This is a genomic window from Tundrisphaera lichenicola (genome assembly GCF_051175385.1).
GTDB lineage: Bacteria > Planctomycetota > Planctomycetia > Isosphaerales > Isosphaeraceae > Tundrisphaera > Tundrisphaera lichenicola.
Map to the genome: position 1 here is coordinate 6404917 of NZ_CP195106.1, position 19818 is coordinate 6424734.

Below are 19818 nucleotides of genomic sequence, written 5' to 3' on the forward strand. Positions count from 1 at the left end.
GGAAGAGATCCATCCCTCCACCGGGGCGGGGCGGCCGACATCCTGGCGATCGTCCCCAGTCTCGGGGGGACAGGGCCATGATACTGCCGTGATTGCATGGATTGTTGAGCGCCACTCACATTCCGATCCCGCTCTCAGGATGGGATCGGGTACAATCCTCATAGATCGGGAGGGCCAGCCCAGCATGAGGAACGGTGTCGGGATTAGCGTGCGACCCTTCCCTGCGTCCGAGCCGGGTCGGCCGAGCGTCGATGTTGCTTACGAGCAGCTCGTCGCCGAGTTCCTGGGCGGGTTCGCCCTGGACCGGGATGACGGATTCGCCAGCAACGTGGCCAAGCGGTTTCGCGAGGGACCCGCGAAGGTCTGTTCGCGGGCGATTGGCGACTGGATCGAACGGCGCCTGGTCGACCGGGGCTGGACCCAGCAGGAGCTGGCCGACCGGGTCGGGGTCGACCGATCGGCGGTCGCCCGATGGACCGCCGGCGGGACGCTCTCGCTGGGCCACCTCGTCCTGGTCCTGATCGAATTCCGAGCCGAGTTGTCCGAGCTTCCCTGGCCGGCCCGACGCGAGCTGGCCCTGGAGGCTTACCAGGGGGCCTTGACCTTCATCAGGGGGCGGCTCGATCCCGATGGGCCGGTCCCGCCGGACCTGGATCGCGAGCAGTTCTGGTGCCTCTATCATCTCTTCTCCGAGCCCTACTGGGAGCAGGCCATCCGGGCCAGGGATCGGTCCCTGATCAAGCAGGAGACCGCTCGGATCCTCGAACGCGCGGGCCAGGATCTCGGGCGGCTTCCCGGTCGGATCGGGGGTTCCGATGGGCTCCGGAAGCTCGTCGAGGACTGGGCCGCGGCCTGGATCGTCTGCCTCAAACTCCTCCCCAACGACTGGGCGATCCGATGAGAACGATCCGACTGGAATCAATGGTCGAATACCTCTCGGGCCGCGAGGGCGAGGCCGCCCCCGCGATCCGCGCCGCGATGGCCGACCCGTCGAGCGAGGCGAGCCGATTCCTGGAAGAGGTGCGATCGAGGTCCAGGGCGCTCGTCCCGACCCAAACGTCCGAGCCCCAACTCCCGGCCCGGCCGGTCGCCAGGTCGGCGCGCCCCTGGAGGTTGGCGGCGAACTCGGCCCTGGCGGCCTCGATCCTGCTCGCCTCGGGATCGGCCCTCTGGTTCGGCCAGGCCCGACTCGATCGACTGGAGTCGGCCCTGGAACGTCGAGAGGCCGAGGCGCGGGCCGAGGCCCGACGGCTCGAGACGGCCCTGGCCCTGGTGGTCAAGGAACCGACCAAGGTTGCCGCCGCTCCAACGCCCTCGAATCCCCGCCCCCACCCGATCGAGCAGGCCCTCGCCCGGGTCGAGGTCGGGCTCGATCGGCTCGACCGGCGGATCGAAGGGCTGGACCGCCCGGCTCCCGAGGTCGCCCCGGTCGTCCCGCCGGAGGCCCCCCCCGCCGAGACCGATCCCGCCATCGCCGAGATCCGCCGGGACGTGGCCGGCCTCCGCCGGGAACTCGTGGCTTCCGACAAGGCCGGGGCCCGGCAGGTCGCCGAGATCCGAATGGCACTCCAGGAGGTCGGCAGCCTCCTGCGGCTGGTCCTCAGCCGACCGGGATCGGGGATGCAGGGGATCAACCTTAATACGATCCCGCAGGACCCGATGGCGGCGCAGGCCCTCTCGATCATCGGCAACCTGGGGAATCCGCAGGCCGAGACCCGGCTGGAATCGGTCCAACAGCTCGAACGGATGGGGGCAGGGGCCCAGTTCGCGGTCCCCACCCTCGAGCAACTGCTCCGTCAGGAGACCGACCCCCGAGTCCGGTCGGCGACCCAGTCGGCCCTCCGGGCGATCGGCCCGCCGTGATCGATCGGGGCGACCTTCGGCCGTCCGTCAGGAAAGGTTGATCGACTCCTGGGATTCGACCAGGCCCTCGGAGGTACGCTCATTCACCCAGATGTTCAATCCCGCAAAGCTGAGAATTTTGCCGAAGAACGGGCTCGACTTGATCGCCGAGTGGAGCCTCCGTTCGGCCCGGATCGAGGCGATGGGGTCAGGGCCGGGCTCTGCCTGCAAATTCAGCCAGGAATTCACGAGCGAACCGATCCGGCCGATCGCACGATCGAGCTCGTCGTCGGGCCCCTTGAAGATTCGAACGAAGTCGGGCGTGGGCAACGTCATCCGCGAATCACGCTGAGGTCTCATGGGTGATCTCATCCTGTCGCCAAACGTTCGGGCGGAATTTCTGGTCGATCCTCGACATCGAGATTCGACCGGCTCGTCATCGAGATCGATCGCGAACGAATCGGCTGGCCGGGGCACGATCCGGACACCTCCTCGGATCACACGAGGCCCCTCACCTCCGACGATCGATGGCATCTCCCGTCAGCTCCCACCGTCGCGGGCTGCGGACTGGTATACGCTTCATGGAGTCACTCGATACCGTCCAGCAGTCGCTCAAACGCCCTCCTCGGAGGTAACGGATGTCTCGTCGGCGAGACTCCCGGCGGTCCTCATGCCCCGGGATCGGTGCCGAGGGATTCCCGAAATCACGATGATTTCCGGCCCCCTCGACACATCCACCCAAGATACAGCTTAAAGTTACCTAAAACAAGTTTGTCCTGAAAAATTTTCTTAATTTAACCGACTTCGTCATTTTGAGCTATCTCGGCAGCTCACATGATGATCGCGCGTGACCTCCCCGGTAATTTATTGGAGGTCTTTCACTCGAGGGGATTTTTCGCCGACCCGGAGTTGATGCGGATGGCCAAGAAACGGGGGAGGCCGCGGGCGATCTCGCGCCACGATGCGGTGGTCAAACTCGATGCGATCGTCGTCGGGAAGGCACAGATGGTGGCGAAGGCCCGGGGAACCAGCCTGGCGGAATATCTCTCGACCCTGATCCGGAACCCGGTGGATCGCGACTTCCTCAAGGTCATGAGGCAGATCGAGGCCGGCGTGGGGGCGGAACTGGAGCCGGAAGGCCCGTCCGGGTGAACCCTGCGAACTCTGCTTGCCGACCGATCCGTCGATGGGCGATGATGAAAGACCCCCCAGGATCAGGATTCCGGCGGAAGTACGACCGGCCGACGCGACCCGCGCGGCATGCGCATCGAAAGGGCCTTCGCGAGATGAGACGACCAATCGGCGGACGAATCGCGGCGACGATGCTCGGGGCGGTCCTGCTGGTCCCCGGATTCGGAGCCGCGGCCCTCCAGGAGCGCGAGGATCTCGCCTACGGCAAGCCGGCCACCGCCTCGACCTTCCAGGATGACGACAAGTTCCCCGGGGCCGCAGTCGACGGCGACCCCGAGACCCGATGGTGCGCCTCCGATGGCTCGGCGCCGCAGTGGCTCCAGGTCGACCTCGAGAAGCCCGAGACCCTGACCGGTTACCGGATCGTCTGGGAGCACGACGACGCCCCCTATCGCTACAAGGTCGAAGGGTCGGCCGACGGCAAGGCCTGGAAGCTCCTCTCGGACCAGAGCCGGTCCACCGAACGGGCGCAAGTCCGGACTCAGGCGCTCCAGGCCCGGAACATCCGATACGTCCGGCTCACGGCCACCCGGCTCGATCCGGCCGACTGGGCCAGCGTCTTCTCGTTCCAGGTCTTCGGGACCCGACCCGCGCCCCCCGAGGCCCTGACCCGCGCCAGGAAGGACGATGGCTCCTCGATCCTCCGCGACGTCAAGGCCCCCGACGGATTCGAGGTGACCGTCTTCGCCGCCCCGCCCGACGTCCGGTATCCCACCTGCCTGGCGGCCGCCCCCAACGGCGAGGTCTTCGTCGGGGTCGATGAGAACGGCTCGCTCGACGCCAAGTCCGGCCGGGGCCGGGTCGTCCGATGCGTCGACACCGACGACGACGGCAAGGCCGACCAGTTCAACGACTTCGCCACCATGGACAGCCCCCGAGGCGTGGTCTGGGACGCCGGGACGCTCTACGTCCTCCACCCCCCCGAACTCACGGCCTATCACGACGACGACGGCGACGGGACCTCGGACCGATCCGAGGCCTTGATCAAGGGGATCGGCTTCGACCTCAATTTCCGGGGGGCCGACCACACCACCAACGGGATCCGCCTGGGGATCGACGGTTACCTCTACATCGCCGTCGGCGACTACGGCTTCATCAAGGCCGAGGGGAAGGACGGCACCAGCCTCCAACTCCTGGGCGGCGGGGTGGCCCGGGTCCGGACCGACGGGAGCGGGCTGGAGATCGTCTCCCGAGGCCAGCGGAACATCTATGATGTCGCCATCGACCCCTACATGGACCTGTTCACCCGAGACAACACCAACGATGGCGATGGCTGGGACGTCCGCCTGAGCCACGTCGTCCCGACCGCCCACTACGGCTATCCGTCCCTCTTCAAACGGTTCCCCGAGGAGCATCTCCCACCCCTGGCCGACTACGGAGGGGGCTCCCCCTGCGGCTCGCTCTACCTTCAGGAGCCGGGGCTCCCGAAGGAGTTCGGCGATACCCTCTACACCTGCGAATGGGGCCGAGGCGGGATCTTCCGCCACCCGCTCGAACGCTCCGGGGCCGGCTTCAAGGCCGGTCAGGAGATGTTCGTCCCCATGTCCCGCCCGACCGACATGGACGTGGACGGGCGGGGCCGGATCTTCATTTCGAGCTGGAAGGATGGCGGTTTCAATTACTCGAAGGCCAACGTCGGTTATGTCGTCCGGCTCAAGTACAAGGACAACAACACGCCTGCCTTCCCCGACCTCAAGGCCCTCACGGGCCAGGAATTGTTCCAGGGTCTCGTCGCCCCGTCGGCCGTGCTCCGGCTGGCCGCCCAACGCGAGTTGCTCCGCCGCGACACCTCGCTTATGTCTTTCACGCGGTCCATGCTCCTGCTCGCCGGCGATGCATCGAAACCACTGCCCGGGCGGGTGGCGGCGGTCTTCACGCTCGGCCTGAAGAACGGCTCGGGATCGGCGCCCTTCCTCGAACTGGCGAAGTCCACGCCCGACCTTCGCGCGTTCGCCATCAAGGCCCTGGCAGACATGAGATCGGCCGACCCGAAGGCCGACGCGAGGGCAATTTCAGCCTACCTCGACGATCCCGATCCTCGGGCCCGGCTCCAGGCCGTGATCGCCCTGGGTCGCCTCGGCCAGCCGGAATCGGCCGAATCGATCCTGCCCCGGACGGCCGACCCCGACCCGATCGTGGCCCACGCCTCGATCAAGGCGCTGGTGGCCCTGAACGCGGGCGAGGCCTGCCTGAAGGCCCTGAGTGACCCCAAGCTCGCCCCGGGAGCCTCGATGGCGTTGCAGGCGATGCACGACCCGGATGTGGTCTCCGGCCTGATTCGACTGATCGAGGACTCCAAGGGGTCGGAGGCCCGGAAGCCCGCCCTGAAGGCGCTCTGCCGGCTCTACTTCCGCGAGGCCCCCTACGAAGGGAAGTGGTGGGGAACCCGGCCCGACACCAGCGGACCGTACTATAACCCCGTGACCTGGGAAGGGAGCGAGGCGATCGGCAAGGCCCTCCGATCGGCGTTGAAGCAATCCGATGAGGCGACGGCCCGCTGGCTCCTGGCCGAACTGCTCAAGAACAAGGTCGACTTCGAGGAGACCACCGCCCTGGCCTTGAAGCTCGCCGGCCAGGATCCCGCGCTTCGGTCGAGCACGATCGACCTGATGTCCGCCCGGAAGGATCTGACCTTCGACGCCATCAAGTTCCTGGAGAAGGTCGCGACCGGCGATGCCGAGCCCTCGGTCCGGGCCAGGGCGATCCGGAGCCTCCTCCGTCACGCCAAGCAGCAAGAGGCCCGCGAGTCGGCCCTGCGGGCCCTGGCCCCGATCGGGCTCCAGGAGGAACCGGCCCCCGAACTCGAGGCCGCCTGGCTCGAATACGCCAGGGACGGTCGACAGCTGCGCGACCCGGCCATCGCGATCCGCCTGGCCCAGGGATCCGACCCGGGCAAGGGGGTCCTGGGCTATGGGCTCCTCCTCCAGCTCGACGACAACGCCAAGGCGCCCGAGGCCGCCCGGCTCGAAGCCAGGAAGGCGATCGATCGCGGGTGGGAGCGGCCCGAGGCCGCCGCCAGGTTGCTCAGGGCCATCGGTCTCACCAAGGCCGAACGTTTCGCCCCCAGGATCGAGCCGTTCCTGGGCGGGAACCGGATGGAGACCCGCAAGGCCGCCCAGTTCGCCGCACGAAAGCTCGACATCGGCCCGAAGTCTCCCGGGGAGCCGAGGCCGATGGGCAAGCCGATCGCCGCGACCCCGATCGAGCAGATCCTCGCCGTCGTCCTGAAGGAGAAGGGGGATGCCTCGGCCGGGGCCCAATTGTTCGAGAAGCAAGGATGCGTCAACTGCCACTCGGTCACCAAGGGCCAGCCGATCAAGGGGCCGTACCTGGGCGACATCACCACCCGATACAACCGGGCCGAGTTGACCGAGTCGATCCTGAAACCGAGCGCCAAGATCGCCCAGGGGTTCGAGACCCAGAAGATCGCCCTCAACTCCGGCCTGATCTACGAAGGCTTCGTCGTCCGAGAATCGGGCGAGGAGCTCGAGATGAGGAACTCCGCCGGAGCCGTCACGATCATCCCCAAGGCCGAGATCGAGGAGCGAGGCAAGTCCGAGGTCTCCGTGATGCCCCAGGGGCTCCTGGATCCGCTGACCCCCGAGGATCTCGCCTCGATCCTGGCGTATCTCGAATCCTTGAAAGGGACCTGAGCGATTCGCGAGTTCGCGATTCAAGACGCCTGGCTCCCGACGCCGATGATCAAAAAATGTTTGAGGTCGGGACTCGTTCGCGAGCCCCATTGACCCCAGTTCCGGTTTGCGATAAATCCCTGTCAGGCCCGTGATTTCCGTCGCGATCGGCGGCCCTGGAAGGAAGAGCCGTCGGAAAGTCCCGGTGTCATCGGCCCGGACAAGAGCTTTGTGTTCCGATTCGGAACCTGGCAAACTGTCGCGATGGGACAACCGGACGGACCGGCCCGAACCCCTGGTCGGAGAGCATAGAGAATGCAAGACTCGCGATCGACCCGACGGATCTTCCTGTTCAAAGCCGCCACGACCGCCGCCGCGGCGACCGCCGCCTCTCAGGTTGATATCGCCGAGAATGCTTACGCCGGCGCGGGAGACTCGCTCAAGATCGGTCTCGTCGGCTGCGGAGGCCGGGGGACCGGGGCCGCCGAGCAGGCCCTGACCGCCGACAAGGGCAACGCCTTGGTCGCGATGGCCGACGCCTTCGGCGACCAGATCGAGTCGAGCCACTCCACGCTCAAGGGCTCCGCCGTCGGCGATCGGGTGGACGTCCCGGCCGATCGCCGTTTCGTGGGGTTCGACGCCTACAAGCAGCTGATCGACGAGGTCGACGTCGTCCTCCTCTGCACCCCGCCGGGCTTCCGGCCGATCCATTTCTCGTATGCCGTCGAGAAGGGCAAGCACGCCTTCGTCGAGAAACCGATGGCCGTCGACGGCCCGGGCCTCCGGATGTTCATGGAGGCCGCCAAGAAGTCGAAGGACAAGAATCTCTCGGCCGTCAACGGGTTCTGCTGGCGCTACTACGCCCCTCGACGCGAGCTGATGGCCCGCGTCCACAACGGCGACATCGGCCCGATCACCGCCATCGAGACGACCTACAACTCGCCCGGCGTCTGGGATCCCCGACGGACCCGCGAGCAGTGCAAGTCGGAGATGGAATACCAGATGCGTAACTGGTATTACTACTCATGGATCAGCGGCGATCACATCGTCGAGCAGGCCATCCACGGCCTCGACACGATGGCCTGGGCCATGAAGGACATCGCCCCGCTGAAATGCTTCGGCGTGGGCGGCCGCCAGGTCCGGACCGAGCCCAAGTACGGCAATATCTACGACCACTTCTCCCTGGTCTACGAGTATCCCGACGACGTCCGAGGCTACCACCAGTGCCGGCACTGGACCGGGACCCCCTCGCGAGTTGCCGACTTCGTCCTCGGCGCCAAGGGGCAGGCCGACGTCTTCGGCAAGAAGATCAGCGGCCCCAACAAGTGGCGGTTCCGCCAGACCGACGGCGCCGCCCCACTGGACATGTACCAGTCCGAACATAACGAGATGTTCGCCGCGCTTCGGGACGGGAAGCCGATCAATAATGCCGAGCAGGCCGCCGGCAGCACCTTGCTCGGCCTGATGGGCCGGATGGCCGCCTATACCGGCGAGACCATCACCTGGGACCAGGCGATGGGCTCGACCGAAGCCCTCGTCCCCACGACATTCGCCTGGGGAGACGCCCCCGAACGGCCCGTCCCCGTCCCCGGCGTCACCAAGTTTGCCTGAACCCGCACCGGCCCGAGATCTCCCGATCGAGGGATGATCTCGGGTGCTTGGCGCTCAACCCACCCGATCCATCCATCGGCCGACCCGAGGGTATCCTGCCCCTCGGGTCGGCCGATCGACCTTGCCCGAAGCATCGCCCCTCGGGCTTTTCCCGTTCGTCCGACCGGAATCGGAAACCGAGATCCGCTCTCCTGGCCCGGATTGCGCCCGTAAGCCGAGGTCACGCAGCGTGGTCGACGGCGAAGTTCGGGAAGGCAGGGCGGAACGGGTTGTTCCTCAGCACAACAAATTAGGATTTATTTTTACAAGCGGCGTTGCTTCCGGTCAACATCGGAGGATAACTGGTCACGCTTGGGACAACGATGCGTTAATGTGGGCACCGGCCAATCGCCTTGAGCTAACGATTTGCTCCCAAGACTAACAATATCGACCCGAGCGATTCGATCAACGATGAGCACACACTCCTCCTCGCTCCGATTGCTGAAGGGTTTCTATTCGAGCCAAACCGTACCCTACCCCACTCCTGGGATGGTTGTGCCCGATCCGCTCGCCGACTCGTCGGCCACGGTAACCCCGGACGGCCTGACGATTGAGCTACCCCGCTCGGTCGATTCGGCAACGAAGCGTGTGATGGATATTGTGGGAGCCCTGGGGGGCCTGCTCGTTCTAGCTCCGGTAATGGCGATCGTGGCACTGCTGATCAGGCTGGAGTCGCGAGGTCCGATCCTGTTCCGCCAGCCAAGGTTGGGGCTCCGAGGCCGGGTGTTCCTGTGCTGCAAGTTCCGGACGATGGTCCCCGACGCCGAGAAGCGGCTCCGCGACCTGGAAGCCCGAAACGAGAGCGGCGGGGGAGTCCTCTTCAAGATCAAGGACGACCCGAGGGTGACGCCCCTGGGCCGATTCCTCCGGAAGAACAGCCTGGACGAACTACCCCAGCTCTGGAATGTCCTGATGGGCGAGATGAGCCTGGTTGGCCCGCGCCCCCTCCAGATCCGGGACTGCGAACGGTTAGCCGAGCTGGATCCGGACGGTTACGAACAGCGGCTCTCGGTCGTGCCGGGGCTGACCGGCCCCTGGCAGATCGGCGGCCGGAGCGAGCTGGATTACTCGCGGATGATCGATCTCGACCGGGAATATGTCGCGAGCTGGACGCTCTCGACCGACATCGCCATCATCATCAAGACGGTCGGAGTGGTCCTCGAAGGCAAAGGCGCCTGCTGATCCCGCATCGCGTCCCCGGCGATTCCGGTCGCGGTCCGACGGATCGGCCACTTCCGTCCGCAGGAAGAACCAGGCGGGCTTCACGGAAAGCAGCAAATGGATCGGGCGAGGAGACCGATCCTCCCTCGGCGAGGCTCGGCCGGGCGATCGAGTCCGGGTCCCAGGTCCTGAGTTTCCGACTCCGCCGATTCTCGACACTCAGCCCGCGGCCTCGGTCCTGGCGAGAGTCGCTCCCAGGTAGATGAGATAGGTCACCAGGAGCAAGGCACCCTCTCCTCGGGCGACTCGCCGTCCGGTGAAGATGATCGGGAAGAGCAGCAGGGTGACGGCCAAGAGCCACCAGTTATCGCTGGCGATGGTTGCCCGAGGGATCCCTATCGGGGCGATGAGCGCATTGATCCCCAGGGTCCCCAGGATGTTGAAAAGGTTCGAGCCCAGCACGTTGCCGATGGCCACGTCGTCGCGTCCCCGGTAGCTGGAAACCAGCGAGGTCACCACCTCGGGCAGTCCGGTTCCCGCAGCCACGATGGTCAGGCCGATGATCCGCTCGGAGAGCCCCAGGGCTCGACCGACATCGGAGGCCCCCGAGACCGTGGCATTCGCCCCCAGGACCAGCAGCAAGGTCCCAACAGCCGTCAGGCCGATGCTCAACCAGGCTCGCGGTGTCGTCGGGTTGGGCGTGGTCATCTCCTTGACCTCGCCCTGGAACTCCTCGACCTCGCTCGCATTCATCTGGCTGCGGACCAGCGTCACGAGATAAGCCGTGAACCCTACGTAAATCGCCAGGAACAGGCCCCCGTCGAGCCGGCTGATCCGACCATCGGTGGCGACCACCACATAGAGCAAGGTCACCAGCGCGACGACCGGGTACTCCAGTTTGATCGTGTTGCCGGTGATCGCCAGCGGGCGGATCATGCCCGCCAGCCCGATGATGAAGGCGATGTTGAAGAGATTCGATCCGACGATGTTGCCGACCGCGATATCGGAACTCCCCCGAAGCGCCGCGATCACGCTGACGGCCAGCTCCGGCACCGAGGTCCCCGCCGCGACGACGGTCAGGCCGATCACAGCGGGCGTCACCTTGGCTAACGTCGCCAGCCCGACGGCCCCTCGAAGGAGAAGCTCACCGCCCAGCACCAACAGGAGCAGGCCCAGCAGGATCAGGCCGGTCGACATGAGCATCGCGAATTCTCCAGGCTCCATCGCCACCCGGGCCATCGTGCCCAACGCGGCCGCTCGAACCAGTCGAGATCGTCTGGTTCACCTTCGCCCACCACGCTCTCAAGTCGAGAGGGCTCGGTCAAGCGCGGGAGGGAAATCGCTCGGAGGATCGACTCCGACCTCCCGCTCCGGATTGCATGCGGGGTAGGGCCGGGATGACCCCGCATGGTCTTCAAAAACCGAGGATTCGCCGCCACCGATTCGATCGTTCCGACTGATAGGCCGCGAGCCTGGCTCGTTCGTCCGACCGAGCCTTCTGGATCTCGGCTTGCAGCTCTTTGATCGTCTTATCCCTGGTGTACTTGAGGAGGACTTCACGCTTGGTCCGGGACTGTTCCAGCTCGAAGCGAGCTTTGTTCAGCATCATGAGATGATCGGTGGGATTCGAGGCTTTCAACACTCGTCCTTTCCGAATCATATCGTCCGACCACTTGGTTCGGTCGGTCATCCGTTCCAGGTCTGATTTGGACATCGCGATCTCTCCATCGATCGCCGCCAGGTCCTGCTTGAAGACGCCCTCCGTGTATTCCCTCAAGGCGTACTCCGCCACCTCTCGGGTCAGTCTGGCCCGACTGTGCTCCGCCAGGGCCTTCTGCTCCGGGATGGACTGCTCGCTCATGGCCATCAGGAGATAAGCACTCCACGACGCCAATCCCGCAAGGACGACGAATACCATCAGCCGACCGATCGTGAATCGAATGCGAGGCAGGCGCATGATTGGTCCTCCCGGATTAGAGGCCGGAATCGCTTCGGACACTCTTCATACCGTCCCTGGTAGAGGCGTCGAATCGAGCCGTTTCGGTCGATCAAATCAAGGTCAGGCGATCGGCGATCGTCGAGGCGCCCCACGCTCGGTAGCCATCGATCGCCGCATGGCGGTCGACCAGGGCTCCGGCCCGGTCTTGCATCCCCCACCGATGCCGGGCCGCCAATTCCAGGGCAAGCGCCCGGTGCTGCAGGAATCCGTGGGCGGCGGCCGATCGAGCCGCCTCATCGTACAATCGAAGGGCTTCTTCCTCACGCCCCTCGGCCCTGGCGACTTCGCCCGCGACGATCATTGCCTTGTGTCCGAAGTTGGCCTCGCAGTCGACCCTCCATCGTTCCAGGGTGCCCAGCCTCTCGCGAGCGGCCTGGATTTGCGCGAGCCGTCGAGGGTTGGATTCGTCGAAGGCCAGGGCCAGGAGGGATAAGGCCCGGAAGAAGACGAGGTCGATCTCGACGAGCTGGCGGGCGCAGGATTCCCAGACCCGTTGGGCCTGATCGGAGGCCTCCAGGGCGTGGTGATACTCGCCCTGATAGTAGTGGAGCCTCATCCGGGTCGCATGATAATATCCCGCCTGGTTGGCATTCGTGGTCCGGCAGATGAAGGCCAGATCGCGGGCCTCGTCGAAGGCATCGTCGGTCAGGCTGGTCGGCGAGATGGTCTGACCGGCCAGGGCTCGGGCCATCTGCCGCTCCAGGATGCAATGAAATCGAGCGCTCAGGACGCAGTGATCGACCCGCCCCAGTCGGTCCTCGGCCTCCTGGGCGACCTGGGATAACGGGGCCCCTGAGGCGGCCAGCATGACCAGATAGGTGGCATGGCTGAAGCAACCGTAGAGGGTCGGGCCCGACTTCATCCCGGCCTCGGCACCGGAGTCGCAATCGGCGAGCCCCTCGGCGATCGGGGCGACCCAGTGGTTGAGGAAGCAACTGTTGAGGAAGAGGACCTCGGCCGAGAGCGACCCCCCTCGCTTCCGGTCGAGTTCGATGGCCAGGCGACCGAATTGGTGGGCGAGCCGGGCCTCGTCGAGGATGATCCGGGTCACGATCGCGTACATCGCATAAACGACCGGGGCCAGGGTCCCGTTGCCGTGGGCCAGGGTCAGGCTGAGGTTCTTCGAAGCCATCAGCGCGAACAGGGTAATCTGGTCGCTCATGAACGCCGGAGGATGGATCGAGATCAGCAGCCCGATCAGGCGGTCGCTCTCCCGGTCGTCGACGTCGGGCATCTCCAGGAGATCGAGCGGCTTCCGGCCGCCCAGGGCTCGGCGGACACGCTCGATCTCGTCGACCATCGCGAGGGCGATCTCGCTGGGCTCCTCGGGCAAGTCGAAACCGAGCAGGCGCGCCACGGCCCGGCCGAAGTCCACCGCCTCTCGGGGCAGCCCGGCGTTGACCGCATGGCTCACCGATTTCTCGAGATAGCCGATCGCCCGGGACGTGGCCAGGGGATCGGCCGACCGATCTCCGATCGCCCGGTACCAGTGATGCGCCAGGGTCGGGTACAGTCGAGAGAAATCGTCGCGACGCTCATAGCGACCCTCGATGGCCCGGGCGACTCGACGGTGGAGGTCGCGGCGACGATCGAGCGGGATCTGCTCGTAGGCGACCTCGCGGAGCTTGTCGTGGGCGAATCGGAACCGGCCGTCTCGGCCTTCTTCGAGGACCTGGGCCATCAGCAAGGTATCCAGGGCGGCCATGGTCTCGGCCTCTTCGAGCAGGACCACGCCTTCGAGCAGTTCGAGATCGAGATCCCGACCGACCACCGAGGCCAGTTCCAGCAGCCTCTGTCCTTCATCGGGAAGTCGGGAGAGGCGGCGGACCACCAGCTCGTGGATCGATCCGGGCAGCGGGATGGCGACGTCCAACGACTCGGGATCGGCGGGGTTTCCGTGGGCGTCTGAGGGACGCCAGATCCCCTCGACATCGCGCCGGAGGAGCCCCTCGGCCACGGCGGCCCGGAGCGACTCGGCCACGAAGAATGGGTTACCCCCGGCCCGATGGGTCAGGTGACCGACCAGCCGTTCGTCGACCGATTTCGTGCCGAGCATGCCGCCGATGATCTCACCCAGGCAGGACTCGTCGAGGGGGCCGAGTTCGACGAAGGTGGCATCCTGGAAGACCGGGCGATAGCCCCTCATCGCGTCGTCCTCCTCTTCCTTCCGATAGGCCGCCACGATCGCGACCTGCGGCGAATCCCAGGCCCCGATGTGGAAGAGGGCGAGGAAGTGGAGCGTCAGGGCGTCGGCCCACTGGAGGTCGTCCAGGAAGACGACCACCGGGGAACCTCTGGCGAACTCCGAGAGCGTCTCGCCCAGGGCCTCGATCAGCCGCGATCGGTGGCCCTCGCCGGTCGTCTCGGCCTCGGGAGCGAGATCGCCTTGGGGCAGGTCCGGCAAGTTGGTCAGCGCGGGCTCGCACTCGGACAGGAGCCGCGCCCGACCGCCGAGGAGCCGCTCGACCTCCGCCGGGCCTTGCTCCAGGCAGGCGTCGGCCACGATCTGCAAGAGGGCTCGGAACGGGTGGAGCGGGGTGGCCTGGACCCCCGGGCCTCCGTCCCCTTCGACCTCGATCCCGATCGGGAGGCACTCGCCGGTCACGACCGCCAGGCCGCTCGCGTCGAGCTTCCGGGCCAGTTCCACGACCAGCCGCGTCTTCCCCACGCCGCTCGAACCCCGGAGGAAGATGCAACGACCGGGCCACTTGAGGGATTCGCGGATGTCCCGCTCCATCCGATCCAGGACCTCGGCCCGGCCCACGAACTCGGGACGATAGAGATAGTCCCGGACCGGGCAATCCGCGGCCCAATCCCCGGGATCGGCCCCGATCCGGCTCAAGGACTCCTCGACGTCGCGGGCATAGCCGGGACGGTCGACCGCCTGCTTGGCCAGGAGCCGGAGGATCAGGGCCTCCAGTTCCTCGGGCAGGTCGGCCATCAGTTGTCGGGGCGGGATCGGCGGACGCTTGACGTGCGCCCGGAGGGTGCCGGTGGCCGTCTCCGAGGAGAACGGGACCCGGCCGGTGAGCCCCTCATAGAGGAGGCAGCCGACCGCATAAAGGTCGGCCCGGGCATCGACCACCTCGCCCCGGATCTGCTCGGGCGACATGTACTCCGGGGTCCCCTCCACCGGGCCGCCGATCTCCAGGCATTCGCGACCGCCCGCGCCGAAGAACGACGCGAGGCCGAAGTCCAGCAGCAATGGCGAGCCATCGGGCCGTATGATCACATTCTGAGGCTTGATATCGCGATGGACCACCCCCTGCCCGTGGAGGTAGGCCAGCGTCCGGCAAATCCTCGCGATCAGCGTCAGGAACGCCGGGCGGTCTCTCGCGGAAATCGGCGAACGATCGGTGGATTTCCCGGGCTCGGATCGGGGCGGCCCGCCGGACACACCCACGTCCCCGGCGGAAGTCGCCGGAGTCTCGAAGTCGGCCGGTTGGAGATTCGCCGTCGACTCGACGTTTCGGTCGTCCGGCCCTCCGTCCCCAACCATCGCGCAGGTCTCCACGGCGGCGGCCGATGGAGAAAGCGAGCCCCCGACTCCATCGAGGATGAAGTCGGCCCGGGTCTCCGGCCCTCCAGGCTTCCGGGCGCCGTCGCCTCGAAACAGGTCGTCCAGCGTCGCCCCCCGGACCAGCTCCATCGCATACCAGGGAAGCCCCTCGGACTGGCCCGTCTCGATGATCCGGACCAATCCCGGGTGCCGGATCCGGGCCAGGGCCAGGATCTCTCGACGGATCCTCCGGAGGAGCCCACGCTTCCGGAGCCGGACCGTCTTGATCGCGACCAGGTCGAGTGCGACCTCGTGACGGGCGAGATAAACGACCCCCATCCCGCCCCGGCCGATCACCCCGACCACTCGGTAAGGGCCGAACGCCGCGGGACATGCGGTCGTGCCGTCCTCGAGTCGAACCCCCGAGTCACGCTCGGAAGACCTGAGGTCCATGCCACAGACCGGGCAGACCGTCGACGCGGGCAGGACCAACCCCGTGTCCGACGGGGAACGGCAATTGGGGCAAGAATTGGACATCGTTGTCAGAGCCGGGGTCATCCGGCCAGCCCCCGGGGGGGGTGGGTTGCTGTCGACCGACCGCCGATCCCGCGATTCGAGCGAGAGAGGCCGCGATCCGCTGGGGATCGCAGCAGCCGCCCATTCACATCTGGAGCCTACCAATCTGTTCACGGCCTGTCGACGGTCCACCGCCCGACCGACCCGGGCTCTCCGACATGCCTCGGGCGAGACCCTATCTCGTCCGGACCCGGCGAACCCGGTGGTTACTGCTATCGGCGACGTACAGCGTCCCGTCGGGCGCGATCACGCAGCCGTGAGGCCGGTCCATCCCAGCCTTGAGGGGATCGCCCCCATCTCCATCGGGTCCCTGATGGCCCCCGGCCACGCTGGAGACGACTCCGGTGGTCACGTCGATCTTGCGGACCGCATGATTCTCGGTGTCGACGACGAAGAGATTCCCCGAGGAATCGGGGCGAATCCCCTTCGGCCCCCGGAATGTCGCGCCCAGAGCCGGGCCACCATCGCCCGAATAGCCCGCAAGGCCCGTGCCGGCAATCGTGGTAATCCGCCCATTCGGGTCAACTTTTCGGATCGCGTTCCCTTCACGTTCGCAGATGAACGTATTTCCCCGACCATCCACGCAGACCGCGCGAGCCCCGACGATCACCGCCTCGGTCGCCGGTCCGCCGTCGCCGATCGCCGACCGATCGGGACGTTTGGCAGGCTTGCCGGTCCCCGCGAAGGTGGAGATGATCCCCGATTTCAGGTCGACCCGGCGGATCCGCCAGTCCGCGACGTCGGCGATTAGCAAGCCACCCTTGCCGTCGAGGTAGCAATCGTTCGGCTCCCGGAGCTGCGCCAACCTCGCCGGGCCGCCATCTCCACTAAACCCCTTCATCCCGGTCCCGGCGAGGATCGAGACTGCTCCCGTCCGACCGTCCACCCGACGGACGACCGGGGTGATCTGGTCGACGACGTAGAACGTTCCATCCTCCTCAATCGCGACGGCGTAAGGTGTCCCCACCTCGCGACCCGGCCCGTCCCCCGCAATGCTCTCGATGTTCCCGGTCGCCAGGTCGACCCGCCGGATCCGGCTATCCTCGGCGTCGGCGATGTAGAGGTGCCCCCGACCATCCAGCTCGACCCCGAACGGCGCCCGGAGCTTCGCGGAAGTCGCCGGCCCGCCGTCTCCTGCAAACCCGTCCTCGCCCGAGCCGGCCACGGTGTCGATCGTGTCCGGACGGGCTGGGGAGACCAGGATGGCCAGGAGTCCCACGACGATCATCGCACGCATCAGCATTCTCCGGTTTCTAGTCGCTTCGGTGGGCGATCGGTCGATCGCCCGAGGTGTTCGCCGCCCGGGCGGGACGGTCCTGTTCACGATTTCTTGCCGAACTTCCTCAGGTAGGCCTGCCAGCCCGCTCGCTTGCGGAACGTCGTCCCTTGACCCTTGTCGAGGTCGGCCTCGAGTTCGGAGATCTCATCGAGTTCCTTCCGGGTCGCCTCCGTCGAGGCCATGGCACTCAGGTGGTAACGGATCCCGATTAGCTGGGCTCTGGTCGCTTCCTCGTTGCCTTGATCGTAGGCGGCGATGGCCTCCCGCTTGGCCCGGGCGGCCATCAGCAGAGCGACGTGTTCAGCGACGAGGGCCTCGACCGGAAGCTTCTCCCATTCGGCCGATGAGCAGGTCCCGAGTTCCATCATCGCGTACATCTGGCGCCGACGTCCCGCCTTCGGGTCGTCCCAGGCGAGCCGGAATCGACAGAGCGCCGCCTTCTTCGAGATCGTGGGCACCTCCAACCGGACCACGATCGGGATCGGCATCCCCACCAGGAGATTCGGCAGCATCACGCGTCCCCTCGCGTTCCGCTCCAGGTCGTTCAGGACCTCGACGACCCTCACGCCAGACTGGGGCTCGATGCCCAGGCTGACCTTCTGCCCGAAATTGGCCATCAGGCCATTCATCTCCGTGTGGAAGATGTCCGCCAGTTGCTGGGGCGATTCAATGTAGTAATAGTTTCCGTCGCCCGACTCGGCCATGGCCTGCATCAGGTCTTCGTTGTAATTGCTGCCCAGGCCCATCGTCGAGGTGCTGACCCCTCGGGCGGCCAGGGCCTTCGTGTCGGCGGCGATCACATTCGGGTCGGTCACGCCCTCATTAGCCAGGCCATCGGACAGCAGGATCACGCGGTTCATCCCCTCGGTGATGAAATTCCGCTCGACATCCAGGCCTCCTTGCTTCCATCCGGCGTGCAAGGCGGTCGCATTCCTCGGGCTGATCCCCATGATCTGTCGGACGAGATACGGTTTGTCCGTCGCTGGCGCGTTAGGGACCAGCGTCTCCACCTCGTTATCGAAGATCGTCACTCCCACCCGATCGGTGGCCAGCAGTTGCTGGACGGCGAAGCAGGCCGCCTCGCAGGCGTAATTCATCTTCCGAGCGGCCGACATCGACCCCGAGCGATCGAGGACCAGTCCCAGATTGATCGGAGGGCGGACGAAGTGGACTTCGGGTGCCGGGGGGATGATCTCGACCAGGACGTCGAGCGTCGACGCCCCATCGGACCTCACGGCGGACCTCATCGGGGTGATCTCAATCTTCGGTTCCGACATCCCTGGCCTCCTTGATCGCCTCGACGACCAATCCGCCGCCCCCAAGCCCGACGACGATCGTCGCGCCCTCGGGGACGTTTCACAAGGGTCTCGAAGCAAAACTGGTTCGATCCACGGTTCATCAACCGTTAAAAGTTTGGTACTCACCGGCCGACGGATCGTGACTGGGCCGGGGAGTCCGCGGCGGGACGGCTTCCCTGTCGCAATCGCGCCTCCGGTCCGCTAAATTCGAGCGATCGGACCCATCCCCACCCCGACTCCCCGGGAGAGATCGTATGAATCGTCGAGAGTTGCTCCAGGCTGGGGCCGCCGCGGGTCTCGCGTTGCCGGCCTCGGGCGTGTTCGCCGCCCCCCAGGCCCTGAAGAAGCCGCGAGTGGGTCTGATCGGCACCGGCTGGTACGGCAAGGCCGACCTGTTCCGCCTGATCCAGGTCGCTCCCGTCGAGGTCGTCTCGCTCTGCGACGTCGACAAGGCGATGCTGTCCCACGCCGCCGAGATGACGGCCTCCCGCCAGGAGTCGAAGAAGACACCACGGACCTACGACGATTACCGGAAGATGCTGGCCGAGAAGGATCTGGATATCGTCCTGATCGCCACGCCCGACCACTGGCACGCCCTGCCGATGATCGCCGCGGTGGAGGCCGGGGCCGACGTCTACGTCCAGAAACCGATCAGCTACGACGTGGCCGAGGGGGTGGCGATGGTCGAGGCCGCCCGCAAGAACAAGCGGGTCGTCCAGGTCGGCACCCAGCGCCGGAGCACACCCCACCTGATTGACGCCCGAGACCGGATCATCCGCGAAGGGAAGCTCGGCAAGGTCGCCTTCGTCGAGGTCTATTGCTACTACCACATGAGGGGGCGAGGCAACCCGCCCGACACCGCCCCGCCCGAGAACCTCGACTACGAGATGTGGACCGGCCCGGCCCCGATGCGCCCCTACAACGCGATGGTCCACCCCCGAGGCTGGCGAGGCTTCACCGAGTACGGCAACGGGATCATGGGCGACATGTGCATCCACATGCTGGACATGGCCCGCTGGATGCTCGAACTGGGTTGGCCCACCTCGGTCTCCTCGACCGGCGGGATCCTGATGGACAAGGGCAGCAAGCCCAACATCCCCGATACCCAGGCCGCGACCTTCGACTTCGGCGAGACCAAGATCGTCTGGGAACACCGGACCTGGGGCTCGTCCGCCGACCCGCAGTATCCCTGGGGGGCCACCTTCTACGGCGACAAGGGGACGCTCAAGGCGAGCGTCAACGGCTACGACTTCATCCCGATGGGCGGCGGGGCCCAGCCGATCCATGTCGACGTCAAGATGGAGCTGGACGAGTACCCCGAGGATCGGACCGAGAAGGATCTCGAAAGGCACGTCGCCCCGGCCATCCGAGGCCACATGCGCGACCTCCTCGCCGCGATCGAGTCGCGAGGCAAGCCCGTGGCGGACATCGAGGAAGGCCACATCTCCACCGCGTCCTGCATCCTGGCCAATAACGCCCTGAAGCTCGGCCGGTCGATCGCCTACGACCCCAAGACCAATACCGTCCCGGGCGACGAGGAGGCCACCCGCCTGCTCCTCCGCCCCTATCGAAACCCCTGGGTCCACCCCGGCCAGGGCCGAGGCTGAGCTTGATCGAAGGGTCCGTGTAGGTCCGGGCTCCTCCCGTCGAGTCCCGAATGATCGGCGAGATCAGCCCGACCTGCCGGGGGC

Annotated in this window: 13 protein-coding genes; 7 read left to right on the plus strand and 6 right to left on the minus strand. The window is 66.3% G+C overall.

Annotated features, from left to right (window positions below; genetic code table 11):
• Positions 1-184: 184 nt before the first annotated feature.
• Both P12x_RS25300 and P12x_RS25305 read left to right on the plus strand, forming a co-directional pair.
• Complete coding sequence (locus P12x_RS25300) at positions 185-901, plus strand: helix-turn-helix transcriptional regulator (protein WP_435007796.1); 717 nt, start codon at positions 185-187, stop codon at positions 899-901.
• Positions 898-1863, plus strand: coding sequence for a hypothetical protein (locus P12x_RS25305; RefSeq protein WP_435007797.1), 966 nt, complete (start codon positions 898-900; stop codon positions 1861-1863). The genes P12x_RS25300 and P12x_RS25305 overlap by 4 nt, the downstream gene beginning before the upstream one ends.
• Before the next feature lie 27 nt (positions 1864-1890).
• Here P12x_RS25305 and P12x_RS25310 read toward each other — a convergent pair whose 3' ends face one another.
• Positions 1891-2202, minus strand: a complete 312-nt coding sequence (locus P12x_RS25310; protein ID WP_435007798.1) for a hypothetical protein — start codon at positions 2200-2202, stop codon at positions 1891-1893.
• A gap of 558 nt (positions 2203-2760) precedes the next feature.
• Here P12x_RS25310 and P12x_RS25315 point away from each other — a divergent pair.
• The 4 genes from P12x_RS25315 to P12x_RS25330 all read left to right on the plus strand — a co-directional run bounded on the left by P12x_RS25315 (position 2761) and on the right by P12x_RS25330 (position 9497).
• Positions 2761-2994 carry a hypothetical protein gene (locus tag P12x_RS25315; protein ID WP_435007799.1) on the plus strand — a complete coding sequence of 78 codons (234 nt, stop codon included), beginning with the start codon at positions 2761-2763 and terminating at the stop codon, positions 2992-2994.
• A gap of 134 nt (positions 2995-3128) precedes the next feature.
• Positions 3129-6686 carry a DUF7133 domain-containing protein gene (locus P12x_RS25320; RefSeq protein WP_435007800.1) on the plus strand — a complete coding sequence of 1186 codons (3558 nt, stop codon included), beginning with the start codon at positions 3129-3131 and terminating at the stop codon, positions 6684-6686.
• Between the two features lie 294 nt (positions 6687-6980).
• Positions 6981-8276 (plus strand): Gfo/Idh/MocA family protein, encoded by a 1296-nt coding sequence (locus P12x_RS25325; RefSeq protein WP_435007801.1) that lies wholly within the window; start codon positions 6981-6983, stop codon positions 8274-8276.
• Between the two features lie 450 nt (positions 8277-8726).
• Positions 8727-9497 carry a sugar transferase gene (locus tag P12x_RS25330; RefSeq protein ID WP_435007802.1) on the plus strand — a complete coding sequence of 257 codons (771 nt, stop codon included), beginning with the start codon at positions 8727-8729 and terminating at the stop codon, positions 9495-9497.
• A gap of 198 nt (positions 9498-9695) precedes the next feature.
• Here P12x_RS25330 and P12x_RS25335 read toward each other — a convergent pair whose 3' ends face one another.
• From P12x_RS25335 to P12x_RS25355, 5 genes are all read right to left on the minus strand, one after another.
• A complete protein-coding gene (locus P12x_RS25335; RefSeq protein ID WP_435007803.1) occupies positions 9696-10679 on the minus strand; it encodes a calcium/sodium antiporter in 984 nt (327 codons plus the stop codon).
• Between the two features lie 211 nt (positions 10680-10890).
• Positions 10891-11433, minus strand: coding sequence for a hypothetical protein (locus P12x_RS25340; protein WP_435007804.1), 543 nt, complete (start codon positions 11431-11433; stop codon positions 10891-10893).
• A gap of 91 nt (positions 11434-11524) precedes the next feature.
• Positions 11525-15466 carry a serine/threonine-protein kinase gene (locus P12x_RS25345; RefSeq protein WP_435007805.1) on the minus strand — a complete coding sequence of 1314 codons (3942 nt, stop codon included), beginning with the start codon at positions 15464-15466 and terminating at the stop codon, positions 11525-11527.
• Positions 15467-15725: 259 nt separating this feature from the next.
• Positions 15726-16787 carry a hypothetical protein gene (locus tag P12x_RS25350; protein ID WP_435007806.1) on the minus strand — a complete coding sequence of 354 codons (1062 nt, stop codon included), beginning with the start codon at positions 16785-16787 and terminating at the stop codon, positions 15726-15728.
• A gap of 83 nt (positions 16788-16870) precedes the next feature.
• Positions 16871-18106 (minus strand): vWA domain-containing protein, encoded by a 1236-nt coding sequence (locus P12x_RS25355; RefSeq protein WP_435007807.1) that lies wholly within the window; start codon positions 18104-18106, stop codon positions 16871-16873.
• A gap of 275 nt (positions 18107-18381) precedes the next feature.
• Here P12x_RS25355 and P12x_RS25360 point away from each other — a divergent pair, with 275 nt between their 5' ends.
• Positions 18382-19734 carry a Gfo/Idh/MocA family protein gene (locus P12x_RS25360; RefSeq protein ID WP_435007808.1) on the plus strand — a complete coding sequence of 451 codons (1353 nt, stop codon included), beginning with the start codon at positions 18382-18384 and terminating at the stop codon, positions 19732-19734.
• Positions 19735-19818: the final 84 nt, after the last annotated feature.

Bases quoted from the DNA above. Each gene is read 5' to 3' on its own strand.
- P12x_RS25355 (WP_435007807.1), bottom strand. From the start codon at position 18,106: ATGTCGGAACCGAAGATTGAGATCACCCCGATGAGGTCCGCCGTGAGG.
- P12x_RS25320 (WP_435007800.1), top strand. From the start codon at position 3,129: ATGAGACGACCAATCGGCGGACGAATCGCGGCGACGATGCTCGGGGCG.
- P12x_RS25335 (WP_435007803.1), bottom strand. From the start codon at position 10,679: ATGCTCATGTCGACCGGCCTGATCCTGCTGGGCCTGCTCCTGTTGGTG.
- P12x_RS25300 (WP_435007796.1), top strand. From the start codon at position 185: ATGAGGAACGGTGTCGGGATTAGCGTGCGACCCTTCCCTGCGTCCGAG.
- P12x_RS25340 (WP_435007804.1), bottom strand. From the start codon at position 11,433: ATGCGCCTGCCTCGCATTCGATTCACGATCGGTCGGCTGATGGTATTC.
- P12x_RS25330 (WP_435007802.1), top strand. From the start codon at position 8,727: ATGAGCACACACTCCTCCTCGCTCCGATTGCTGAAGGGTTTCTATTCG.
- P12x_RS25350 (WP_435007806.1), bottom strand. From the start codon at position 16,787: ATGCGTGCGATGATCGTCGTGGGACTCCTGGCCATCCTGGTCTCCCCA.
- P12x_RS25325 (WP_435007801.1), top strand. From the start codon at position 6,981: ATGCAAGACTCGCGATCGACCCGACGGATCTTCCTGTTCAAAGCCGCC.
- P12x_RS25305 (WP_435007797.1), top strand. From the start codon at position 898: ATGAGAACGATCCGACTGGAATCAATGGTCGAATACCTCTCGGGCCGC.
- P12x_RS25315 (WP_435007799.1), top strand. From the start codon at position 2,761: ATGGCCAAGAAACGGGGGAGGCCGCGGGCGATCTCGCGCCACGATGCG.
- P12x_RS25360 (WP_435007808.1), top strand. From the start codon at position 18,382: ATGAATCGTCGAGAGTTGCTCCAGGCTGGGGCCGCCGCGGGTCTCGCG.
- P12x_RS25310 (WP_435007798.1), bottom strand. From the start codon at position 2,202: ATGAGACCTCAGCGTGATTCGCGGATGACGTTGCCCACGCCCGACTTC.